This is a genomic window from Candidatus Babeliales bacterium (genome assembly GCA_040879965.1).
Classification (GTDB): Bacteria; Babelota; Babeliae; order Babelales; family JACPOV01; genus JBBDJI01.
Genome location: JBBDJI010000008.1, coordinates 1 through 21,274, shown reverse-complemented (window position 1 = coordinate 21,274; position 21,274 = coordinate 1). Strand labels below are relative to the sequence as shown.

At 32.0% G+C, this 21,274-nt stretch carries 17 protein-coding genes, 4 tRNA genes and 1 rRNA gene; 8 read left to right on the top strand and 14 right to left on the bottom strand.

Annotated features, from left to right (window positions below; all coding sequences use genetic code 11):
• The 3 genes from WDZ41_01285 to WDZ41_01275 all read right to left on the bottom strand — a co-directional run.
• Positions 1-696 (bottom strand): 16S ribosomal RNA (locus WDZ41_01285); the annotation flags it as partial.
• Between the two features lie 216 nt (positions 697-912).
• Positions 913-1,506 carry a guanylate kinase gene (gene gmk, locus WDZ41_01280; protein MEX0939969.1) on the bottom strand — a complete coding sequence of 198 codons (594 nt, stop codon included), beginning with the start codon at positions 1,504-1,506 and terminating at the stop codon, positions 913-915.
• Between the two features lie 280 nt (positions 1,507-1,786).
• A complete protein-coding gene (locus WDZ41_01275) occupies positions 1,787-2,983 on the bottom strand; it encodes a histone deacetylase (GenBank protein MEX0939968.1) in 1,197 nt (398 codons plus the stop codon).
• A 503-nt stretch (positions 2,984-3,486) separates the two neighbouring features.
• On the opposite strand from WDZ41_01275, the gene prfB reads away from it, so the two are divergent.
• Complete coding sequence (gene prfB, locus WDZ41_01270; GenBank protein MEX0939967.1) at positions 3,487-4,572, top strand: peptide chain release factor 2; 1,086 nt, start codon at positions 3,487-3,489, stop codon at positions 4,570-4,572.
• A gap of 86 nt (positions 4,573-4,658) precedes the next feature.
• Here the strand turns inward: prfB and WDZ41_01265 are convergent, their stop codons facing one another.
• Positions 4,659-6,746, bottom strand: coding sequence for a hypothetical protein (locus WDZ41_01265; protein ID MEX0939966.1), 2,088 nt, complete (start codon positions 6,744-6,746; stop codon positions 4,659-4,661).
• A 342-nt stretch (positions 6,747-7,088) separates the two neighbouring features.
• Between WDZ41_01265 and WDZ41_01260 the strand changes: the two genes are divergently transcribed.
• Positions 7,089-8,018, top strand: a complete 930-nt coding sequence (locus tag WDZ41_01260; GenBank protein MEX0939965.1) for a DMT family transporter — start codon at positions 7,089-7,091, stop codon at positions 8,016-8,018.
• A gap of 3 nt (positions 8,019-8,021) precedes the next feature.
• Here the strand turns inward: WDZ41_01260 and WDZ41_01255 are convergent, their stop codons facing one another.
• From WDZ41_01255 to WDZ41_01225, 7 genes are all read right to left on the bottom strand, one after another.
• Positions 8,022-10,211, bottom strand: coding sequence for a hypothetical protein (locus WDZ41_01255; protein ID MEX0939964.1), 2,190 nt, complete (start codon positions 10,209-10,211; stop codon positions 8,022-8,024).
• An 83-nt stretch (positions 10,212-10,294) separates the two neighbouring features.
• Positions 10,295-11,212 carry an alpha/beta fold hydrolase gene (locus tag WDZ41_01250; GenBank protein MEX0939963.1) on the bottom strand — a complete coding sequence of 306 codons (918 nt, stop codon included), beginning with the start codon at positions 11,210-11,212 and terminating at the stop codon, positions 10,295-10,297.
• A gap of 21 nt (positions 11,213-11,233) precedes the next feature.
• Positions 11,234-11,569 (bottom strand): HIT domain-containing protein, encoded by a 336-nt coding sequence (locus WDZ41_01245; GenBank protein MEX0939962.1) that lies wholly within the window; start codon positions 11,567-11,569, stop codon positions 11,234-11,236.
• A 17-nt stretch (positions 11,570-11,586) separates the two neighbouring features.
• A tRNA-Leu gene (locus WDZ41_01240) sits at positions 11,587-11,673 on the bottom strand.
• A 97-nt stretch (positions 11,674-11,770) separates the two neighbouring features.
• Positions 11,771-13,288, bottom strand: a complete 1,518-nt coding sequence (locus WDZ41_01235; protein MEX0939961.1) for a hypothetical protein — start codon at positions 13,286-13,288, stop codon at positions 11,771-11,773.
• 71 nt (positions 13,289-13,359) lie between these two features.
• On the bottom strand, positions 13,360-14,556 hold the full coding sequence (locus tag WDZ41_01230) for a type II secretion system F family protein (protein ID MEX0939960.1): 1,197 nt from the start codon (positions 14,554-14,556) through the stop codon (positions 13,360-13,362).
• Entirely contained in the window at positions 14,543-14,836 is a 294-nt protein-coding gene (locus WDZ41_01225) for a DUF167 domain-containing protein (GenBank protein ID MEX0939959.1), read from the bottom strand. Before WDZ41_01225 ends, WDZ41_01230 begins: the two co-directional genes overlap by 14 nt.
• Positions 14,837-14,916: 80 nt before the next feature.
• Here WDZ41_01225 and WDZ41_01220 point away from each other — a divergent pair, with 80 nt between their 5' ends.
• The 5 genes from WDZ41_01220 to WDZ41_01200 all read left to right on the top strand — a co-directional run bounded on the left by WDZ41_01220 (position 14,917) and on the right by WDZ41_01200 (position 18,584).
• Positions 14,917-16,677 carry a class I SAM-dependent methyltransferase gene (locus WDZ41_01220; GenBank protein ID MEX0939958.1) on the top strand — a complete coding sequence of 587 codons (1,761 nt, stop codon included), beginning with the start codon at positions 14,917-14,919 and terminating at the stop codon, positions 16,675-16,677.
• Positions 16,678-16,789: 112 nt separating this feature from the next.
• Positions 16,790-16,880 (top strand) — tRNA-Ser (locus tag WDZ41_01215).
• Between the two features lie 9 nt (positions 16,881-16,889).
• A tRNA-Arg gene (locus tag WDZ41_01210) sits at positions 16,890-16,966 on the top strand.
• A 167-nt stretch (positions 16,967-17,133) separates the two neighbouring features.
• Positions 17,134-17,225 (top strand) — tRNA-Ser (locus WDZ41_01205).
• A 45-nt stretch (positions 17,226-17,270) separates the two neighbouring features.
• Entirely contained in the window at positions 17,271-18,584 is a 1,314-nt protein-coding gene (locus WDZ41_01200; protein ID MEX0939957.1) for an ankyrin repeat domain-containing protein, read from the top strand.
• 1 nt (position 18,585) lies between these two features.
• Here WDZ41_01200 and WDZ41_01195 read toward each other — a convergent pair whose 3' ends face one another.
• From WDZ41_01195 to WDZ41_01185, 3 genes are read right to left on the bottom strand one after another with little or no spacing between them, the layout of a single operon-like run.
• Entirely contained in the window at positions 18,586-19,293 is a 708-nt protein-coding gene (locus tag WDZ41_01195) for a hypothetical protein (protein ID MEX0939956.1), read from the bottom strand.
• A gap of 10 nt (positions 19,294-19,303) precedes the next feature.
• Positions 19,304-20,065: a hypothetical protein gene (locus tag WDZ41_01190; protein MEX0939955.1), complete on the bottom strand. Its 762-nt coding sequence runs from the start codon at positions 20,063-20,065 to the stop codon at positions 19,304-19,306.
• Between the two features lie 35 nt (positions 20,066-20,100).
• Positions 20,101-20,889, bottom strand: a complete 789-nt coding sequence (locus tag WDZ41_01185) for a hypothetical protein (protein MEX0939954.1) — start codon at positions 20,887-20,889, stop codon at positions 20,101-20,103.
• A gap of 170 nt (positions 20,890-21,059) precedes the next feature.
• Between WDZ41_01185 and WDZ41_01180 the strand changes: the two genes are divergently transcribed.
• Positions 21,060-21,274: VOC family protein (locus WDZ41_01180; GenBank protein MEX0939953.1), on the top strand; the 215-nt coding region annotated here is incomplete at its 3' end.

Here is a 21,274-nt window from a genome sequence, read left to right as displayed (position 1 = left end):
ATCTACGCATTTTACCGCTACTCCGAGAATTCCACTTCTCTCTTCCATCCTCTAGCAAAACAGTTTCTACCGCCGGCTTCCGGTTAGGCCGGAAAATTTGACAGTTGACTTATAATGCCGTCTACGCACCCTTTACGCCCAGTGATTCCGAATAACGTTTGCACCACTCGTATTACCGCGGCTGCTGGCACGAGTTTAGCCGGTGCTTTCTCTAATGGTACCGTCATCCCTTATATGTATTATACATAAGGATTTCTTCCCACTTAACAGAAGTTTACAACCCGAAGGCCTTCATCCTTCACGCGGCGTCGCTGCGTCAGGCTTTCGCCCATTGCGCAATATTCCCCACTGCTGCCTCCCGTAGGAGTCTGGACCGTGTCTAAGTTCCAGTCTGGCCGATCACCCTCTCAGGCCGGCTACCCGTCATCGCCTTGGTAAGCCTTTACCTCACCAACTAGCTGATAGGCCGCAAGCTCATCCTCTAGCGACAGCAAAGAGGCCATCTTTCTCCCCGAAGGGACTTATGCAGCATTAACCTCGATTTCTCGAGAGTATTCTCCACTAAAGGGTAGATTCTCACGTGTTACTCAACCGTTCGCCACTGTACTCGCTCCCGAAGGAACTTTCTCGTTCGACTTGCATGTGTTAGGCGCGCCGCCAACGTTCATTCTGAGCCAGGATCAAACTCTCCATCACAAAAATTGTGTTATGAAGAAGAATTTGTCACAAGACTTGTAAGCAAATTTTTGGGTCTTCGTAAATTTCAAAGATATTTAACTTTTTTTTCGTTACTACTTTCATCGAATACATAAGCAATTATACAATTATCATTTCCTAAGTCAACAATTTTTTTAAACTTTTTTTAAAATATTTTTTCTACCGTCAAATTTCTTTCAAAATTGACGATTTTTTTCATTCATTAATTTTCTCAATGATAATTGATTTAATGCTTTGGATAGCACTTTCAATGTCATCATTAAGAATATGATAATGATAGAAAGGATTATCTCGTTCATCTTTTATTTCTTCTTGTGCTAATTTCAATCGCCGAGCAATTTGTTCGGCTTTTTCTGTTTTTCTATTTTGCAACCGTTCCATTAAGATTTTTATGTCTTTTGTATAAATCCAAATAAAAATCGAATCTTTATAAATATGGCCTATTTTTCGCGCCCCTAACCGGTCAATTATGAGTATAAATGAATCCCCTTTTTGCAGGCCTTCTAATATATATGCTGGAGATCCATAATAACTACCATATACGCCACTCCACTCAAGAAAAAATCCCTTCTGAATCTTTTCTTGAAATACGATTGGAGTTAAAAAATGATAATCTATACCATCACGCTCGCCATCTCGCGGTTTTTTTGTTGTATAGGTAACTACACGATTCAATTGGCATTCTTTGCCAATTTGATTGCAAACTGCTGTTACGAGCGTCGTTTTACCCGCACCCGAAGGAGCAGATACTACAAATAATTTTCCTGGTTTTTTTGTTGAGTCCTGAATTGGTTTATACCTTATCTTTAATATAACAGAATAATTTTAATTTTCAAGTAGAAAAATATTTTTAGTCAAAATAAATTCAATCCAGACAAAAAACGGGGTGATTCTTTAAAAAATCACCTAATCATAATCAATTATATGCCACCCATTGAGCCATTTATCATCTTTAACATATACTTCATTTTACTTAATAGGCCAAGCAAGCCCAGCCTTATCTTGCTTGCAAAAGATTGATAAAACTTCTGCTTGCTGTCAATCGTCGGGAGGCTTTTCTGCTTTTCAATTAAACTATAGGAATCAACACTTCACGTTCAATTAAAATCTTTTCAATCGATTTAGCAATCATTGGTGCACTTTGCGCTGAATAACCACCAGAAAGAACCATTAATATGGGAATATTTTTATCCTTCGCTTGTTGCCAGACAAACTGATCGCGCGCTATCATGCCATCAAAGGAAATATTCATACAGCCCCAATTATCTTTTTCAAAAGGATCGGTCCCTGCATTATAAATGATTAAATCAGGCTTTTTCTCGTCTTGCTCAAGCTCATTAAGATATTTTGATAATTGATCTTTAAGCTTATTCAAATATTCTTCATCGTTGACTTTTCGCCCTTCCACACGCTCGGTGAGCTGCGCATAATCAATTCTTGAAACATCAAAACCAAATACTTTACATTGCAATTGGCCACCATCAAGTGGAATTGGCTTATCGATATATTGTGCCGTATTATCAGAATTTTTGGGATATTCATTTTTATTATACATATCAAAAATGAAAACTTTTTTATCAGGATCATTGAATGAATCTTTAAAATAATCTTCATGGCCGTTACCTTGGTGCGCATCAAGATCAACAATTAAAACCCGTAAATTCGGATTTTTCTCCCAGAGTGTCTCAATCGCTAATTGAATGTCACCAAAAATACAGCCGCCTTCAGCTTTTTCTTTTTTTGCATGATGATAGCCACCGGATAAATTAATTGCCCAACCTTTTTGCATTGCCAACTGTGCTGCTTTTATTGTACCGCCAGTTGCCAAACGCATTGGATTAAGTAAACATTTTTGCAAAATACTATTAGGAATGATTGCTAAACCTTCTTTAAGATCTATTGCACGTGAGATTACCACCGATCTTTTTAATGAATCTAAGTATTCTTGAGAATGAACTTTTAATAATTGCTCATTATCAATCATTTCCGGTTTATGAAACTGATTTTCTTGAATGCCAATTTGGTCAACTAAATAATGATATATTTTGCCATACTTCTTGGTATCAAATGGATGAAACCAGCTTAAAATACGATCTAAACGCGGTGATAGTGAAATATTGTATCCAGCATCATACACAATAGGCAATTGTTCATCGGCTATTTGATAAGTATGATCTGGCTCAATATTTATCTTGTAAAGTGAATTAATAGCCGAACTATTAAAAGATAATAAAGTTAATATTGATAGTAAAAAAAGATGACGCATTGAAATTCCTCCAAAATTCTATTAGAAAACTACAAATTTTTTATTAATTTATTTGATTATAACATGCTATTCAATATTTACAAGAACCTTAGTAGATGATTTAAAATTAATGTTCACTTGGAAAATCATTATAAATCAACATAATAAATAATAAAGTTTATTCTAAATATAAAATTTGCGGAATTATAAAACATGAAAAAATTATCTCTCTTTTTATTTGCCTTATCTTTAATACCAATAACACCGAATATAAAGGGAATGAACACGGCAAATCAAGATATACAGGCACAAATAGATTCTGATAGATCACAAATTCTGATTTAGAAAGAGCATCTGCCTATGTGGCCTGCGGTGGTTTTTCTTGTTATAGTTCTTTTTGCGCCGGTAAGATTATAGGTTCTTTAATCAATAATCCTTATTCAAAGTAAACACTCTATAAACTCATCATTATCTTTGATACACTGAAAAAGAAAGAATTACCGCTTTATCTAATAAGGTCTTAAATGCTTGTTGACGAACTCCGCGAACAATTAAAAAACATCGAACCTGATTTGCAAACTATCAAAGATTATTGGAATAATGCTCAATTAGAAGATGAATATCAACGATTAACTAAAATGAGTACTCAAGAAGATTTTTGGCAACATCCAGATCAGACTACTATTTTGAAAGAATTGCAACAGATAAAAACACTGCGAGAAAATTATCTTTCAATTACTAAATCTTATAAAGAACTTACAGAACTCATTGATCTTTTTGCAGAAGATGAACAAGAACTTGATAAATTAAGAATTGAGATTAATAAATTAATTAAATCTATTCGTAAATTTAAGCTCCATCTGTTACTTAAAGAACCCGAAGATTCGTCCAATTGTTTTTTTAGTATTAATTCGGGTGCTGGTGGCACCGAATCACAAGATTGGGCAAATATGCTGCTTCGTATGTATGTACGCTTTTGCGAGCGAGAAGGTTTAGATGCAAAAATTATAGATTACCAACCTGGAGAAGAAGCAGGCATTAAATCTGCTACGCTTTTTGTTAAAGGAAAAAATGCTTATGGCCTTTTAAAAGCAGAAGAAGGCATTCATCGTTTAGTACGTATTTCGCCATTTGACGCAAACAAACGTCGGCATACTTCATTTGCGGCAGTACATGTTACACCCGAAATGCCAAAAGTAGAAATTGAAATAGATCCTAAAGATTTACGTATCGATACTTATCGTGCTGGTGGTGCTGGTGGCCAGCATGTTAATAAAACCGAATCTGCCGTCCGTATTACTCATTTGCCTACTAATCTTGTTGTACAATGCCAAAATGAGCGATCACAAATTCAAAATCGTGAAATTGCTATGAAAATGTTATATGCAAAACTCGCAAAAAAACAAAAGGAAGAACAACGAGAAAAAGAAGCGAGGAATACAAAGAAAAAAATTGAATGGGGCTCACAAATTCGTTCATATATCTTACATCCTTATAAATTAGTTAAAGATCATAGAACCGACATCGAATCGCCACAACCAGACTTGATTCTTGATGGTGATTTAATGGAGTTCATTGAACAATATTTAATTACTACAGCGGGCACATAAAAAGGAACTGAGCTAACCCAGTTCCTTTTTAATTTAATTATTTTTTATTGCCTTTTGTGTTTAGCCATCATTTCTTTAATAATGATTTATTTTTGCGATGCTTTTTGAGGCACTTGTTTTTGTGGTGATTTTTGAACTGGTAAGCAATCAGCAAGATTCATATTTTTAATACTATCAGTTGATTTGAATGCTACTTTTTGTTGAACACACTCTATGAGCTTACGTTTTGTATAAAGACCACGCTTTTCTTTTGGTTTTTCATTTTTTACCATCTGGTCTGTTTTTTTATTCTTAGTAGATTCTTCTTTTTGCGCTACACTTGGCGATTTATTTAATTTTTTTTCAGGAACTTGAGGTGCTTGCGCAATTACACCACTATTAGGTTCTATACATTTTTCTACTGGTTTTATTTCTTTGACTGGTTCTTGCACTCTCACTATTGACAGTATTCCTTTTGAACGTCCGCGTGCAATTTCTCGCATTCTATCTCGTGTTGATATTTTTATACTATGCGTATTCAGAGCAAGCATCTTCGATTGTAACTCAGAATTTTTTGGCAATTCTTTTTTCATGGCTATTGCAATGGGCATAATTTTATTTTCTTTATTTCGAACATTTGAATGCTGAATAATTTTTTTAGTTTCAATTGGCTTCACCATTTGTGCTAATTTCTTCTCTTGCAATTTGAGTTCTTGCGCAATTTTCATTTTTTCTTGTTTTTCCGTGCGTGCTAGCAATTGATTTTGTTTTTTTAATTTACTTTCCATTTCCGCTAGTCTTGCTCTATTTCTTTCTTCTTCTTGAGCAATTTGAATTCTGCTTTGTTGATCTTGCCATAACGCCATCACTTCTTCTTCGCGTTTTTTGAGTGCTACTGCTTTTGCCAATCGAAATTCTTCCTGTTGTTTTTGTTTTTGCAAAGCAAGTTCTAAAATATGTTGTTCGTCTATTTGTTTTTTCACTAAGCGTTCCTGCATTCGTTTCTCAGCTTCTAATTGCACAAGATTCATTTTCTGTTGTAATTCTTTTGTCTGATCTTTCAGTTTAGCTAATCGTAATTCTTCTTTATTTTTTCTTATTTTTTCTTGAGCTGCTAATCGCGTTTCTTCTTCTTTCTTTTTTTGTAAAACATATTGTTCTCGTTTTTCTTTTTGTTCTATTTTTTTTGCGAGTTGCTCAGTTTTTCTTTTTTCTATTTGTTCCTGCGCCGTTTTCAATTGCTCTTTACGTAATAATTCTTGCTCTTTGATTTGTGCTAAACGTTGAATTTCTCTTTCTTTAGTTTCTTTTACTCGAGCTAATTGCAACTCTTCTTGTGCTGATTTCTTACGTTCGGCTAACTCCTGCTTTTTATTAACCATTTCTTCTTTCTTTGCTAAAGCTTCTTCAGCTTTTTGCTTAGCCAATTGCGTTTGTTCTCGACGTTTATCTTCTTGCTTTTTAATTTTTGCAAATTTCATTTGCTCTCGTTTTAATTGTTCTTGTTCTTGTCCTAATCGCAATTCTTCTTGCTCTCTAATTTTTGCTAAACGCATTTGTTCTCGTTCCATTTTCATACGTTCACGCGCTAATTGTAATTTTTCTTTTTGCATTGCCATTTCTTGTTTCTTATGTTCATGTTCTTCATATATTGCAGCACGTATATTTTCTTGCTCTTCCTTTGTCTTTTCATGCATCAGCTGTATAATTTCTTGTTGCCGTTTTTTTTCAAGAGAAATTTGTAGCTTCATTTCATCTTTTTCTGCTTTTAATGGAATATCTTTCTGCTGTACTGGATCAATTCCTATTTTGGCTAGCAATTCTTCTTGAGGCTTTTTTTCTTGTTTTGCCAATGATATTTTTTTATATTTCTTGGCATGTATTTTTACGGTTCGTTGTTCTTTAGCGGTTATTTCTTTTTTTGCTTTTTCTTGCACTTCATTTTTTTCTTGCAGCATCGGCTCTTGCTGCTTTTCTACTTCTTGTTGCATATTTTCCATTTGTTCATGATGCATTTCTTCTTTCATATGCATCATTTGCTTTTTTATACCAGCTTTCATTTTCATTTGATTCAAATTAGCAGGGCATTCATTCATAGACATCGGCCTATTGCGATAACGATTATTCGACAATCCTTTTGCAACAAGGGGAAAAAGCAGAATACTCATACCGCCTATAAAATATATTTTCTTCATTTTCTTCCTTTTTTTCTCAATTTAAAAAAAACATATTTGTATGTTTCCTAAAAAAATAATATATCGGTTGCTTTGAATGCAAGAAATCAAAGAACAAGTCAAATTGACAAATAAAAAAACTATGATAAACTATTATTATCAAAGGAAAAATTCGATTTCGATATTGTAATTATTCTCGTATTCATCGTAATACTAATCTTCGACAATACCTAAAAAGCATAAAACTTCTCTTTTTTATAAGAATTGTGATAAAGCTAGTTTAGGAATCTTTTTATAATAAAAAATCATTGTCGAAGTGCAATGTAATTTTTTATTAACAAAAACAACCGGAGAGGCACAGCTATGATACAAATTATCGTATTGTATGCACTTTTTGCATCAACTTTTTCATTAGGAAAAGTTTTATTATATTACGCACAACCTATTTTTTTAGTTGGTATTCGTATGAGCATTGCGGGCATAGTTTTATTAGCTTATCAATATTTCCATAAAGATACCGTTTTCAAATTTAAAAAAAAGGATTGGAAACTATACGTACAAGCAATTTTATTTACCTGTTATTTTCCGTATATATTTCGTTTTTGGGGACTTGAAGATATGAGTCCTTCTAAAGCTTCTCTATTATATACACTCGGACCCTTCATGACTTATATGCTTTCTTATCTTTTGCATAAAGAAAAAATAACGTTAAAAAAAACAATCGGTTTATTAGTTGGTTTTATTGGATTATTACCAGTATTGATCACTCCTGCACCACTGGAAGATATTGTAGGTGGTATTGGCGTTTTTTCTTGGGCTGAAATTTATATCATTATCTCTATTAGCATGCTTAGTTATGGTTGGCTTATTGTACATAGATTAGTGAAAGAAAAGAATTATGCACCTGCAATGACTAATGGCATTAGCATGTTTGCTGGTGGAATTCTTGCATTGATCACCTCTTTTATTTTTGAACCACAAAATCAAGTAGTTACCGATTATGTTCCTTTTTTTGGTATTTTGGCAATTGTTATCATAGTAAGCAATTTAATTTGTCATAACATGTACGGTACGTTATTGAAAAAATTCTCGCCAACATTTGTATCGTTTGCTAGTTTTTTGACGCCATTATTTGCCGCTTTTTATGGCTGGGTATTTTTGAATGAATCAATTTCATGGGAATTTTTTCTTTCCTTGATTTGCGTAGCAATCGGACTTGGTATTTTTTATCAAGATGAATTACTACAAAAACGGAAAGATCAAGAAGCAATGAATGTGCTTGAAGAACTATAACTATCAATCAGGAGGTAATAGTTGAGAAACGGTTCCTCCTTTTTCTCGCCCTTCTTTTAAATAGCTTTCCCACCAATCTTTCGGTGCTTTTGCTTCTTTTGTTTGTGTAGGTTTTAATGCAAATTTTGTCGCTTCAAGATAAGGGTCTTCTATAATTTTTTCTGATTCTTGTTTTATTTGTTTTATTTGATTGAAAAATTCATCAATATTTTTTGCTTTAACTTTTGTTAATGGATGAGTTATTATTTCATTCAAAAATATGTTGTGTTTTGCAGGTCCACTTAACCTTTCCCAATCTTTTGCAAATAGTTCGCGCTTTTTTATTTGTTTTAATCGTTGTTGTAACTTTTCTTCTGAAATCAGCGCATGTTCCTTGACCAATTCTGTTTTTATACCTTCGTCAGTTTGTTCTGCTATTATAAGTTCTTGTCTATTTTTTTCTAAACCATGGTTTATATTCTGTAGCTTAATATGTATATCCAATAAAACTTTCGCTAATTGATCAGAAGCAATATCTTTTTCACGTGAAAAATCATCGACTCTCTGTAATATTTCATTATAAAATTCGAGCATTTTTTCTCGTACTCGTAAACTTTCCTGATTCACTGCTCGAGTTTCTAATGTTTCTTGCCAAGCCTGCATTGCTGCATCAAATTTATTGTATTCAGTTAAAATTTCTTGCGGTTCATTATCAGGTACACGGGATAATATTTTTTCCAAAAATCGATTGTTTTCAATAAGGTTCGTAAAACGTTCTGCCGAACGAGGAGAAAGTGGTTTCATCAATTCACCTTTTTCATTCGTCAATTCTTTAGTAGTTGCTTCACGTGCATATTGATCTTGTAATTCAATAAAAACATCTTGCAATCTACGTTCCGCTTCGATGTATTTTGGATATATTTCATAAGCACGAGCCATAATAATTGCTCTATCTTCCGCTGGAATACTTAAATCAAAAACCTTACTAACTAACGTTTCATTCAAAAGATGATATGCATCCCGTAAAGATTGCACATGTATCGGTTTTTCAGATTCTGGTATCTGTGCAGCATATTTAGTAAGCATTTCCTCTAGCTGTGCTATATTTCGAGTAAATTCTTGAAATATTTTGCTTTGGTCAAAATCAATTGGATTTTTATCAATCTCTTTGATTAATGGGCTATCTGAAAGCACTTGTTCATTAAGATTTTGAGTAATTTTTCTTATCCTCGCAATATCGCGCGATCTTTCTCGAACTTCTTTTTGTCTTTTTTCTTTTAATTCTTTTGAAATAACGGAAACACCAATTTTCTTTTCGATTTCTTCTCGAAATTCTGGTGAGACACCTAAATCATCAAGTGCTTTATCAATTTCTTCTACAAGTTCGCCTTGATATTTTTCATCAGCGAGATTTTTACTTACTGTTAATAATTCAACAATTAAATCATTTATTTCTTGCTTGATAACTTCTTTTTCTTGTGGAGTTGCTGCTATTTTTTCGTGGGCTTCTTGATATGCTTTAAGCGATTCTAAGCCATTTCGAATTTTTATAAATTCACGATCAAATAATTGACCTAATTTTTTACTATTGCGTGCCTTGGCTAATAATTTTTCATTTCCTAACTCAGAATAAATATCTGTTAAATCTTGACGTATTTTTATTACACGATTTTTATCACCAAGCCAATTATAAAAATCTACTTGTCTTTCTTTAAACCATGCGCGCACTTTATTTTGCAACTTTTCCCACCAGCCTAGTTGTGGTATTTCTTCTTTTTGAGGCAACTCATACACTTCAGTAAGACCTTGTGCCTTTGCCTGCTTAAATGCTTCAGTCTGTGCTAATTGTTCACGATATTTTTGCCACTCTTCTTGTATTGTTTCTACTTCAAATAACTGCTTTTGCATTGCTTCATATTCTTTATTAGCTTCATGCCATTCTTTTGAATTAAACTGCGCTTCGTTCATTTTATCTCGTGCTTTTGCCCATTTATCTCGCGCTTTTTTTTTTACTTCTTCTGCTTTTTGCTCTTCTTTTTGAACTTCTTGCCATTTTTCTTTTGCTTCTTTGGCAGTAGCAGGTTCTTTAAATTCTTCAGGCGATTTTAAACTTTCTTGGCCAATTGAAGCTATTTCTTCAAAAGAAAGTAAATTTGGTGAAAAATATAGATATAAAAATAAAAAAATACTAAATATTACTTTTAATTTTTTCATTATTCTGCCTTTTTATAATTTTTAGAATAGAACATTTGAATAAGGCAAAACAATAATTAATAATATTTCATTTTAAATGAGAGTTAACTAACTAAAAGACTGGCATTAAAAAATTGATTCACTTTTTGGCAATAATCATCTTGAAAATCTATGAAAATACGAGCATGTTTTGAACCATCAACCGCCCAAAGTTCTTTTTTACCCTTCATATTTGCATAAATTTGCTGTGCATCATCAAATAAAGCAGTTCGATCTTGCATTGAATGGATCATTAATACCGGCATTTGAATTTTTTCGGCCCATGCCAAAGCATTAACCTCTTCCGGAGAAAAATGCATAACATAATAAAATACAAGTTTGCCCAACGGCTCAAACGGTGAATATATTAATTTATATTTACGCTCAATGGTTCGTCGTGCTTGCAAATCTAAACGTGCAAATGGTGAATCAAGCACTATACCTTTAAAAATAGGGTTTTCTGCTGCCGCACCTAATAAACTCACTGCACCCATTGAAAGACCGATACCATATATTGGCAGCTCTCGTGTTTTTTCTTCTTTTAAAAACACATTTAATGCTGCCAAAACATCTCGTTTTTCATCAAAGCCTAATGTTACACGAGTACCTTCACTTTCACCATGTGCTCGATGATCAAATAATAGAATATTGTCATTAGCAAACATTGAAACAAATAAAATTAATCGTTCTTTTGCCATGCGAAATCCATGACAAATTAACACGTTGCGCTGTGCACCCTCTCGCAAAAAAAATAGTCCTGAAAGCTCTAAACCATCTTCTGTCTTAAAACGGATTGGTTGTGCATGAAATTGCTCTAATAAAAGATTTCTATTTTGCTCAATTTCTTGCTTACGTGCTTGCGAATAAACAGGACGCTGCGTAAATTTTTTAATAACATTATAAGTAAAGCCGGTAATGACTAAAGAACCTGAAATAGTTAATACAAAAAAGTAACTAAATAATTTTTGAAATATTGGATACATTTTCAACCTCCATCTAGATGGCTAAAAACCGGGCAATTTTTTGCCGGCTAAAAAATGCATATGAACATGAAAAACACATTGCCCTGCTTCAGCCCCATTATTAATTATTAAGCGAAAGGCTTTTGGTTCAGATAAATTTTGTGAAAGCTTTTGCGCCATCATAATCATATCAGCTGCAATGCCTGCATTTTCTTGCTCAAATGCTCTAACATCAGAAATATGTTTTTTTGGAATAATAAGATAATGAACGGCAGCCTTAGGTGCAATATCTTTAATAACTAAAATTGAGTCAGATTCTGCAACCTTTATGCTTGGTACCTTTCCTTCAATAACTTTACAAAAAATACACTCTGCCACTACTCTTATCCTATTTTTGGTGCCGGGAGTCGGACTCGAACCGACACGGTGTCGCCACCGCGGGATTTTGAGTCCCGTGCGTCTGCCAATTTCGCCATCCCGGCTAAAATATAATTCAATAATTAAGCTCAGAATAGCTGAAAATGGGCTGTGCGTCAATGCTACTTTGCTTATGTTCAACCTTATAATTAATTATATTTTTTACCGCTGAAGTCGGAGTTGTGTTTCAAAAGAGATAATTGCTTTTTTTAATGGTTCGTCTACTTGATAAGCTAATTCTTTATATTGCTTAATTTTATTAATTAAATTAACTTTTTCAGGTGCAGTATAAGTTTTATTCTTTTTAGCTTCTTGTATTAACTCGGCTTCAAGCTCTTCAAATCTTTCTTTTTGTTCTAAAGTAACTTCAGGCTCCTCTTCAGGTTCTTCTTCTTGCGATGGCGTTATCTGTTTTCTACCCAATTCTTGATAGAACTCTTTGATGAGCTTAGATGGTGTACATTTTTGAACAAAAGCTTCAATTCGTTCTTGAATTTCTTTTTTTTGTTGATCATTAAAACTTTCTGGCCTTAGAGAAAATTGACGTTGCAAATTATTTAGATTTTTTAATTCTTTAAAACATTGACGTTGAATCGATTTAAAATCGTAATCTTCTAATTTTATTTGACATTTTATTTGACTACATATGTTTTTAAATAAATCTCGATATATTATGTTAATCTGCCCTAATATTCTTCTTTTTAATTGCTGATAAAGTTGTATTTTTTCTAAAGTTTCTTGCTTCTGTGTTTCAGTTAAAGTATTTAAAGCTTTTTTTGCTTGATCAAACTGTTTTTCTAAATTTTCAATTATCACTTTTAACTGTTTTTCTAAATTTTCAATTATCACTTTTAATTGTGTTGAAATTTTACGACTTACCGTTGGTGGCAATCCTACTGATAATTCATATAAGTTTTGTAACCTATCATATCGATTAATGAAATATTGCAAATTTTGATCAGGGTATTCAACAAGCAATTTTTTATTCATTTCAATTAATTTTCTAAAAATAGACATTGTATCAGCAGAAAATTTATTATCTGTATTTAAATAACCTTTATAATTACCATCATCATCAAATTGATTTGCAATATTGGAAATAACTAATTGTGAAAAATGTCTATATTGTTTTAGATAATTTTTGAATGCAATATCATCTTTTAATTGCATTAAACTTTCATGATACTTATTAACAATATCATTTAAAGTTAATTTTTTATTAATATATTCATTTATCCTATTTATAAACTCTTGTATTGCCTGATCCTTATTTAAAATATCTGTTTTTTCAATATTTTGAATTTCAGGATATGCTTGAGTTTTTATTGCATTAAGAAATTCTTTTGCTTCTACTGGTTCCTTTTTCTCTTTCTCTTTACGCTTGCGCTCTTCTTCACGTTTTCTTTCTAACTCTTGCTTCTCTTTTTCTTTTTGTTCTCTTTCTTCTTGCTCTTTTTGTTTTAGTTCAAGTTCTTCTTGTTCTTTACGTTTGCGCTCTTCTTCTTTATCTTTTTCTTCTGGGGTAGGCTTAGGTAATGTTTTAATATAATTATTCAGCAGCTTATTAAATTGGATTAAATTTTGTTCAAGTATATTTAACGAATTAGATAATTGCGCTATTTGCGCTTGTAAAAAATTTACTGAAAATAATGTAAATAATAAGATATAATATTTTTTCATTTACATTCATCCTAATAATAAAGAGCATAAAAATTATTTTTTTATACTTTATTATAGATTCAAACAGAAAATCAAGCGATAGTATAGGAAAGATTTAATATTGGCATGTATACTGTTACAATCAATCCAAGAATTAACATGCCTAACACAATCATTAATAATGGCTGAAATACGGTCGTTAAAAAAAATAGCGTACGATGAATACGATCTTTATATACATCAGCCGCTTTATTTAAAACAATTCCTAACGTGCCAGATTCTTCGCCAATATGAATTAAGGCAAATATTTCATCAAAAAAAATGCTTTTCGTTCCTTTGCATGCTTGTGTTAATGAATATCCTTTATCAAGTTGGTCAACAATAGACATCATTTCATTTTTAATATAATTATTATGAATACAGGGAATGATTGCTTGAAACGCGGGGACAATTGAAACCCCATTTTGTATTAATATCCCAACCGAACGTAAACAATACATAACAGTTGTTTGCTGCAATACATTACCAATCATAGGTAATCGTAAAACAAATACATCACAAAATGCTTTCACTTTAGTATGATAATATATCGTTCGCAATCCAACAAAACTAAAAACAATAAATAATAGCAAAAACAATAAAGTATTATGCGTCAAAAGAGAACTCATCCACAATAGCCAACTTGTAGTAGCGGGTAATGGTTGACCAACATTAGAAAACATTGAAGCAAAAGATGGTACAATAAAAATCAAAATTATAATTGATATAGCAATAAAAAAAAGAAATGTGATACCTGGAAGAAATGCCGCACTCCGCAATTTTTTATAAAACGCGGCTACTGATTCAATATGATCGGCAAGCATTGATAAAGCGCTTGGAAGCTTACCCGCATGCTGACCAGTTTGCAAAAGTGATAACGTAATTGAATCAAATATAGTGGGGAATTTAGCACAAGCATCTGCCATTGTTAAGCCACGAGAAACATCATAATGTATATCTTCTAAAATTTCTTTGAATGCACGATGATTATTATGCGCACATATAATTTCTAATGCATGATCTAAAAAAACTCCCGATTCTAAGAGCAACGCCATGTGTTTGAAACTATGTGCTTTCATTGTTGCCGTTATTGGCCGTAATACTGAGCTCATCTCAATCTGTTTGTGTCCTAGTAGTGCAACTTCGTTTTCAAATAACTGTTGATCTAATTCTTGTACTGAACTCGTGCGAACAATTCCTTTTACTATTTTGCCCTTTAAATTAATACCACGCCATTTAAAATAAGGCACTTTGCACTCCAGTCTCTAATCCGAGTTTTTGCAAAAACATTTCATAGGTATTATTGGTATGAATTTTTATTTTTTTCTTTCTTGCAGTTGCACCGCTTATAATTTCTATATCACGTTGAGCACATTGTATGCTCTCTGCGATAAAGCTTACTAGCTCTTTATTTGCTTTTCCTTTTTCTGGGGGATTTTTTAAATAACATTTTATTTGTCCATTTTTATCTAATTGCCATTTTTGTCTACCAGACGAAGGAATGACTTTTATTTCAACTATAAGTGCCATAGTACCCATTAAAAAATATTTTATTTGCGCTATAATTAACTAAAATTCTCAAATTTCACATATTATAATCAAGGATGATAATGATACAACCACTCACATCAAGATCTCACATATTTATTATATTTTTTTCTTTTTTTATAACTAATATACAAGCATTACCGCAAGAAACAACTCAACGAACTCATGCAAACTATTTAAATACTATCTTTTCAAATGAAAATCTTCGAACCACATTTGGATTATTTCTTGATGATGTACTAAGACAGGTATCATCCGATCGCTTCTATTCCATTGTTGATGAAATATTAAAAGAAAATAAACCGCACAATGATCATGATTTTTATGAAAAAATATTATCCTGTGCGGATAAAGTAAAGCACTTTTTGCCCGCATATCCAAAGTTAAAATTACTACAACATCAGAAAACTGTTCTCAGCAAACAAGCCGGGCAAATTCTTGATAATACAACGATAAATGGTTGCGTAGAAATTGGAACACCGGGTACTTATCTTGCAAGTATGCAAACATTTCTTAATATAAATGGGCCAATTTATGCTATAAATGACAAGCAAAAGTGGCAAGATCATGTGCAATCTTTTTCTTTTAACCCAAAAAAGAAATTTTTATTTTTTGATCAGTTTGTTCCTCTCAACAATTATGATGCAATAAAGTCTAAAGATATTCCTTCTAATAGTGTTGATTTAGTCGTTTGTTTTATTGGCCTGCATCATGTACCGCAAGAAAAATTAGATAGCTTTATCAATTCAATTTATCGTATTTTAAGACCCGGCGGCATCTTTCTTTTAAGAGATCACGATGTACAAACTTCAGAACTTATGGCAATAACGCAAACAGCTCATGCCATCTTTAATGCGCTGTTTGCTCAAGAATCAGTGGAAGCTGAAATGAATGAATATCGTAATTTTAAACCATTGACTTATTGGATAAACGTATTAAGACAACATGGATTTACCCCAGGCTCAGAACGCTTACTACAAGAAAATGATCCAACAATGAACACGATGCTTAAATTTACCAAAACCTGTACACCGGAAGATATTGCTCTTGGTCAAGTTTTTGATGATGTGGTAAATCAAGAAGGATATCAAAGAGATGCAATTCAAACATATCTTAGCTCTCCAGAGTGGGTCAATGTTGATACTTCCCATGAATATGCAAACTTTATTGAACACACACCTTTTTATGAATATCCATATTTTAGTGATATACAAACTTTTTGGCAGGTTTTTTTACAATCCTATAAAACTGCTGCACAAAAAAGAGGACATCTCAAAGCACTATCCTCTTCATATACTTTAATGAATCTTTTCATTGGAGTTTCAATGACTTTTGAATATAGCGCAAAAGGTATGATTTCTTGGCCTATTAAAAAAATGTATTCCGGCCAAGAATCGCTTATTATAAAAATGATCATAAAAGACCCATTAAATAAAGTTTCCACTATTGATAACCGTATTAAAATTGAAAAAACATATGAAAATGGTATCAAATTAATAGCAATACCACGCTACAAAAAATTTGTAGAAATCATACAAAAATTAGTACAAAATCAGATAGCCATTTTGCAAATTGCTGGCCAAGAGGAAATTCAATATAAAGTGCGCTATAAAGTATCAAACGATAATAATAATAGTAGTAATAGTAAGGATATTGATACCCTATTTGATGTTGAAGGATGTATTAAAGAATATGAGTGGCGCCTTGCCGCCAGACCTGAATACATCTATGCAGCAATAACGGTTAATATTCATAATATGCAAGAAATCATGCGCTATCTAGAAAAAAAGAACGTGGAAATTTTATATATTCATGATTTTTAATAAAAAACCTATGAATATGATGATTGGGTATTAATAGTACAATTTAACCTGGAAATTGTAGTTGCATGATAGCAATAAATCCTTTATTCTATACATACATTTGATATACTCTGGAGAGATGGCTGAGTGGTCTATAGCGCTTGCCTGCTAAGCAAGAGTCTCCGAAAGGGGGCACGAGGGTTCGAATCCCTCTCTCTCCACCATAAAATTTCGCGCCTGTAGCTCAATTGGATAGAGCGTCAGACTACGGATCTGAAGGTTAGGGGTTCGACTCCTCTCAGGCGCACCAGCTTTCGCCAAGGTTTCAGCTGGCGGAGCCATTCTTTGTAGTAGAAAGCTTCGTATGGCAGGCCAGTTTTTCATCTTATCTTTTCTTAAAAAAACCCTGAAAAATAACCCCGATTTACTATTGCCAAATGGTCACGATTAAGCTAAAATAACGATACTAATCGTTTTGGAGAGATGGCAGAGCGGTCGAATGCGGCGGTCTTGAAAACCGTTAGCCCGTGCGAGCGGGCTCGTGGGTTCGAATCCCACTCTCTCCTCCAATTTTAACATTAAGAGTTTATTCTATTTTTTCGGGGGTTATTATCGTGGACAAAAAATTTTTAAAAATTTTCTTATTAATTTCTCTATTTACTTGTAATCAATCAATTCATAGTAAAATTATTATAAGCAAAGATACATTGCCTCTAGTTTCTGCATTCATGGCAATCCCTTTTGCTTTATTCGCTTATAATTCTACTGATTATAATACCAAACGTTCATATTTATCAGTAAGCTGTGGCCTTGTATCACTAGGCTATCTAGTAACCGGACATAATTTAATAAAAGATTATGAATCTTTGCTTCACATGTGTGCTGCAAAGGGTTATTCAACATTAACTTCTATGCTCTGCAGGTCTTTTTATAAAAACAACATAAATATTAAAAACTCTCAAAATGAAACCCCTCTTGAAATTGCAATAAAAAACAATCACGAAAAAATAGTAGAAATCTTTTTAAAAAATGGTGCTGATCCTAATGTAAAAAATAACGATGGCAATGCTCCTTTGCACAACGCTTTAATAAATGGCCAGCAAGGAATTGTTAAATTATTGCTTAAAAATGGTGCCAACCCTAATCTGAAAAATAATTATGGTAAAACTCCTTTGAATTTTGCAAAAAATCTAGAATCATTTAGAATTCTTTTGGAAAGCGGTGCTGATCCAAATTTACCCGACAATAATCTACTCTGTATGCGAAATAATTTAAAAATTGTTCAATTGTTACTAAAATATAACGCTGACCCTAATAAGACAGTTTATGATAATCCAAATTTTTTCTCTTATCCAGAAACACCTTTATCCTATTGCCATATAACAATTGAAATAGCTAAAGAACTTTTAGATCATGGAGCAGATCCTGATGGCGGATGGGGAAAAAGTGTTTATCTACCTCATACACATCCTAGTCCACAAGTTATAGAATTATTACTTCATTATGGCGCCGATCCAAATAAAATAGTAGATAGACATAATCATCGTCCTTTGCATAATGTTGCAGCACGCCATAAATATGGATATGAAACTTGTCGCTTACTTATCAAAAATCGTGCCGATATTTTGGCACTTGATAAGTATAATAATACACCATTACATCATATAGTGGCTAATAAGAAAATTGAAAATTATCCAGAAGAACGTTTAAAAATTGCTTCATATTTATTAGCACATGCACCGCAAGCGATACAAATGAAAAACAATAAAGGAAAAACTCCAATAGATTTAGCAACAACTCATGAAATGAGAGAATTATTAATAAATAAAACAATACTTCCTGAAGTGTGCAAAGATATTATCAACGATCACTTTGGTAAAAAAAATACAGTCCTTGGTCTTCAAAATAGACAACTTGGGATAAAATAAATCATTTGTTTTGAATAGGAAAAACTATTAATGATTTTTTTTGATCATTTAATAATGCATAAACTTTGCCATCAATATAATCCATTGCAGTATAACGTTCTTTAAGGGGTAATTCGATGCTCATATTAATGTCTTTAATATACTTTTTTTCATTTTTCTTATAAATCGTAAGCCGATGATATGGCTCTTGATAATGTAAGCATTTTTGATTACTAGCATATTCTTCAGTAATAACCATAGTTTTATCCTCAGATATCATAAAGCGAAATATATCATTCGTTGGCTTAAAAAATTGTAACGTATAATGCCAATTAGGATCTTGAAGACAATAAAGGTGCTGTTCAGGAATATTACGCCAATTATTTTTTTTGCAATCAATTAAAAAAAACAAGCCTGATTCATGTTGATAAAAAAGTCGGTTTTTTATATCGGCAAGTAAAATTGTTTTTGGTATTTGCCATATTATATATTTTTTGTCTTCTTCTTCTTTTATAAAATGCCTTTTATTGTTTTGATCAAAGTAATATTTTTTGTTTTCTTTGTAATAGACTAAACGGTATATTTTATACCAATAAAAAATTATCTTTTTCAATTCGTCTGGCAATTCTTTACAATAATTTAGTATCACTTCTTCATTCTGCAGTTCTTGGCAAAATATTGTCGACGGAATAAAAAAAATTAAAATTAAAAAAGCTAAAAATTTCTTCATGAATTTATATTTATGATAATGATTTGCAAACTAAATTTCTTCTTAAATAATTTGATAAGTTATCTGACATGAAATCGATATTGCTCAATGGAAAAAATTTTATATTATTTGAATTCTTTAAAAGCATTATCATATCAAATTCTGGATTATAACTTATATCGCTATATATTTCATTAAAAGGTAAATCATATAATTTAAATTGTTTATCATTAAATTTCTTAGTCTCCTCATTAAATTGCCGAATTACAAGCAATTGATAATATTCTCCTTTTTCAATAGTAAATAATAATTTTTTTTGTGGGCAGATAGCAAATTGTTCTATTTTTTGTTTTATTGAAGCATTCCTATAAAGTTCAATATCACTTTCTCTCCCTTCAAGTACAATTGTTTGCCAATTCGGTCGAGTACATGCAATCAAAAGAAATAATTGATTACCAATAAAATCAAATGCTGCGATTTTTCCTGGCCAGTAAGTTATAGGTCTTTGACTTTTAAAATTCTTACTTCTCTTGTTAGTTTTATAATATAATTTTTGACTTAATTCATCTAATTCATATTTTTTTCGTTCATAAAGTTTTTTTTGCGCTTCGTTTATACAACAATAAAAAGCAATTTCTGATTTCAATTCATTAGGCAGCTGTGCAATTTTATTTGAGGTTAATTGGGATATTTTCTTTTTATTCGGTAATAACTTTTTCCAAAAACCCGCATGCAAAAACGCAGGAGTTAAAAAAATAAAGATAATAATTAATACGATATTTTTGTTCTGCATTAGTCATTATTTAGCTTTTTTTTTAAGATAGATCATTAAATCTGCCTTATTAATATAGCTTTATCTTCATTTAAAGGAATAAACTTTACGGTTTTTTCATCGTCTTTTAGCAATCCAACAGCACTAAATTCAGAAAAATAATCGAGAGCTACATATTTTTCATCATTAGGTAATTCAATCTCTTTTATAATTTTATACTCATCATTTTCTATGCGCTTACGTATAATTAAATTAAAAATGTCCTCTAAATCAACTGTTGGATGAAAACCAATTACTTTCTTTTTATGCTCTTGAGTAAATAAAAACTGTTTGTCATCAGTTAATTTAAATAATACAATTTTACTTCTGCCAATAAACGGTAATTTTTTAATAACTTCTATGATTTTTTGTTCATTTTTGCGTGCTACAATAATTTCTTGCTCTGCTAATCCGGGCATTTTAATATTAATGCTAACATAAAGAAACGCCCAATAAGACGGACTTAATGAGAATTGAGTAATACTGCCCTTCACCAAACCCTGCACTACTTTTGCATAGCTCCATACACAGGTATCACAATTTTTTTTTGATTTATCTTCTTTTTTGTATAAATCACTATTGGATAAGCAATAATTATTATGCGCTTCGTATGCTTGCCGTATATCATTAACTCTAGAAAAAAGAACAATTTGTGAACCAACCTCTTTGGGTAATTGAGTAAGATCCCATGCCTCTGATGCTTTTTCCTCAACTTCTTGCTTAGATTCCTTTAAATTTTCAATCAATCCTGCATGCAATAAAGTCGATCCACATAAAATAATAAAAAGAACAATGTTGTTTTTCATATTTTTCCATTTAAAAAAGATTAGTATTATTAGACCCCTAAGCAATTATCTATTAATTATACATTAAAAATAACTACCCAGATATCTTTGCTTTTAAAATTTACATTTTCCCCTTATCTATTTTTTGATATCTTGAAAAATAGATAAAGCTATAAAGAAAGGAATTGAACATGATTCAACAATTAACTCACATAACTATTTTAGTAAAAGATCAAGAACGGGCACTGAATTTTTATACTGAAAAGCTTGGCTTTGAAATTCATACTGATGCCAAATTTGGTGATTCCCGATGGCTTACCGTATGCCCACCAGGTCAAAAGGATATGGAATTTGCACTCATGCTTCCTGAAACCCATGAAGGTTTTGAACAAATTGGCAAACAGGG

Excerpts from the sequence above, each read along its gene's own strand:
- WDZ41_01275 (MEX0939968.1), bottom strand. The coding sequence starts at position 2,983 with ATGCGTCATCTTTTTTTACTATCAATATTAACTTTATTATCTTTTAAT.
- prfB (MEX0939967.1), top strand. The coding sequence starts at position 3,487 with ATGCTTGTTGACGAACTCCGCGAACAATTAAAAAACATCGAACCTGAT.
- WDZ41_01265 (MEX0939966.1), bottom strand. The coding sequence starts at position 6,746 with ATGAAGAAAATATATTTTATAGGCGGTATGAGTATTCTGCTTTTTCCC.
- WDZ41_01260 (MEX0939965.1), top strand. The coding sequence starts at position 7,089 with ATGATACAAATTATCGTATTGTATGCACTTTTTGCATCAACTTTTTCA.
- WDZ41_01255 (MEX0939964.1), bottom strand. The coding sequence starts at position 10,211 with ATGAAAAAATTAAAAGTAATATTTAGTATTTTTTTATTTTTATATCTA.
- WDZ41_01250 (MEX0939963.1), bottom strand. The coding sequence starts at position 11,212 with ATGTATCCAATATTTCAAAAATTATTTAGTTACTTTTTTGTATTAACT.
- WDZ41_01235 (MEX0939961.1), bottom strand. The coding sequence starts at position 13,288 with ATGAAAAAATATTATATCTTATTATTTACATTATTTTCAGTAAATTTT.
- WDZ41_01225 (MEX0939959.1), bottom strand. The coding sequence starts at position 14,836 with ATGGCACTTATAGTTGAAATAAAAGTCATTCCTTCGTCTGGTAGACAA.
- WDZ41_01220 (MEX0939958.1), top strand. The coding sequence starts at position 14,917 with ATGATACAACCACTCACATCAAGATCTCACATATTTATTATATTTTTT.
- WDZ41_01195 (MEX0939956.1), bottom strand. The coding sequence starts at position 19,293 with ATGAAGAAATTTTTAGCTTTTTTAATTTTAATTTTTTTTATTCCGTCG.
- WDZ41_01190 (MEX0939955.1), bottom strand. The coding sequence starts at position 20,065 with ATGCAGAACAAAAATATCGTATTAATTATTATCTTTATTTTTTTAACT.
- WDZ41_01185 (MEX0939954.1), bottom strand. The coding sequence starts at position 20,889 with ATGAAAAACAACATTGTTCTTTTTATTATTTTATGTGGATCGACTTTA.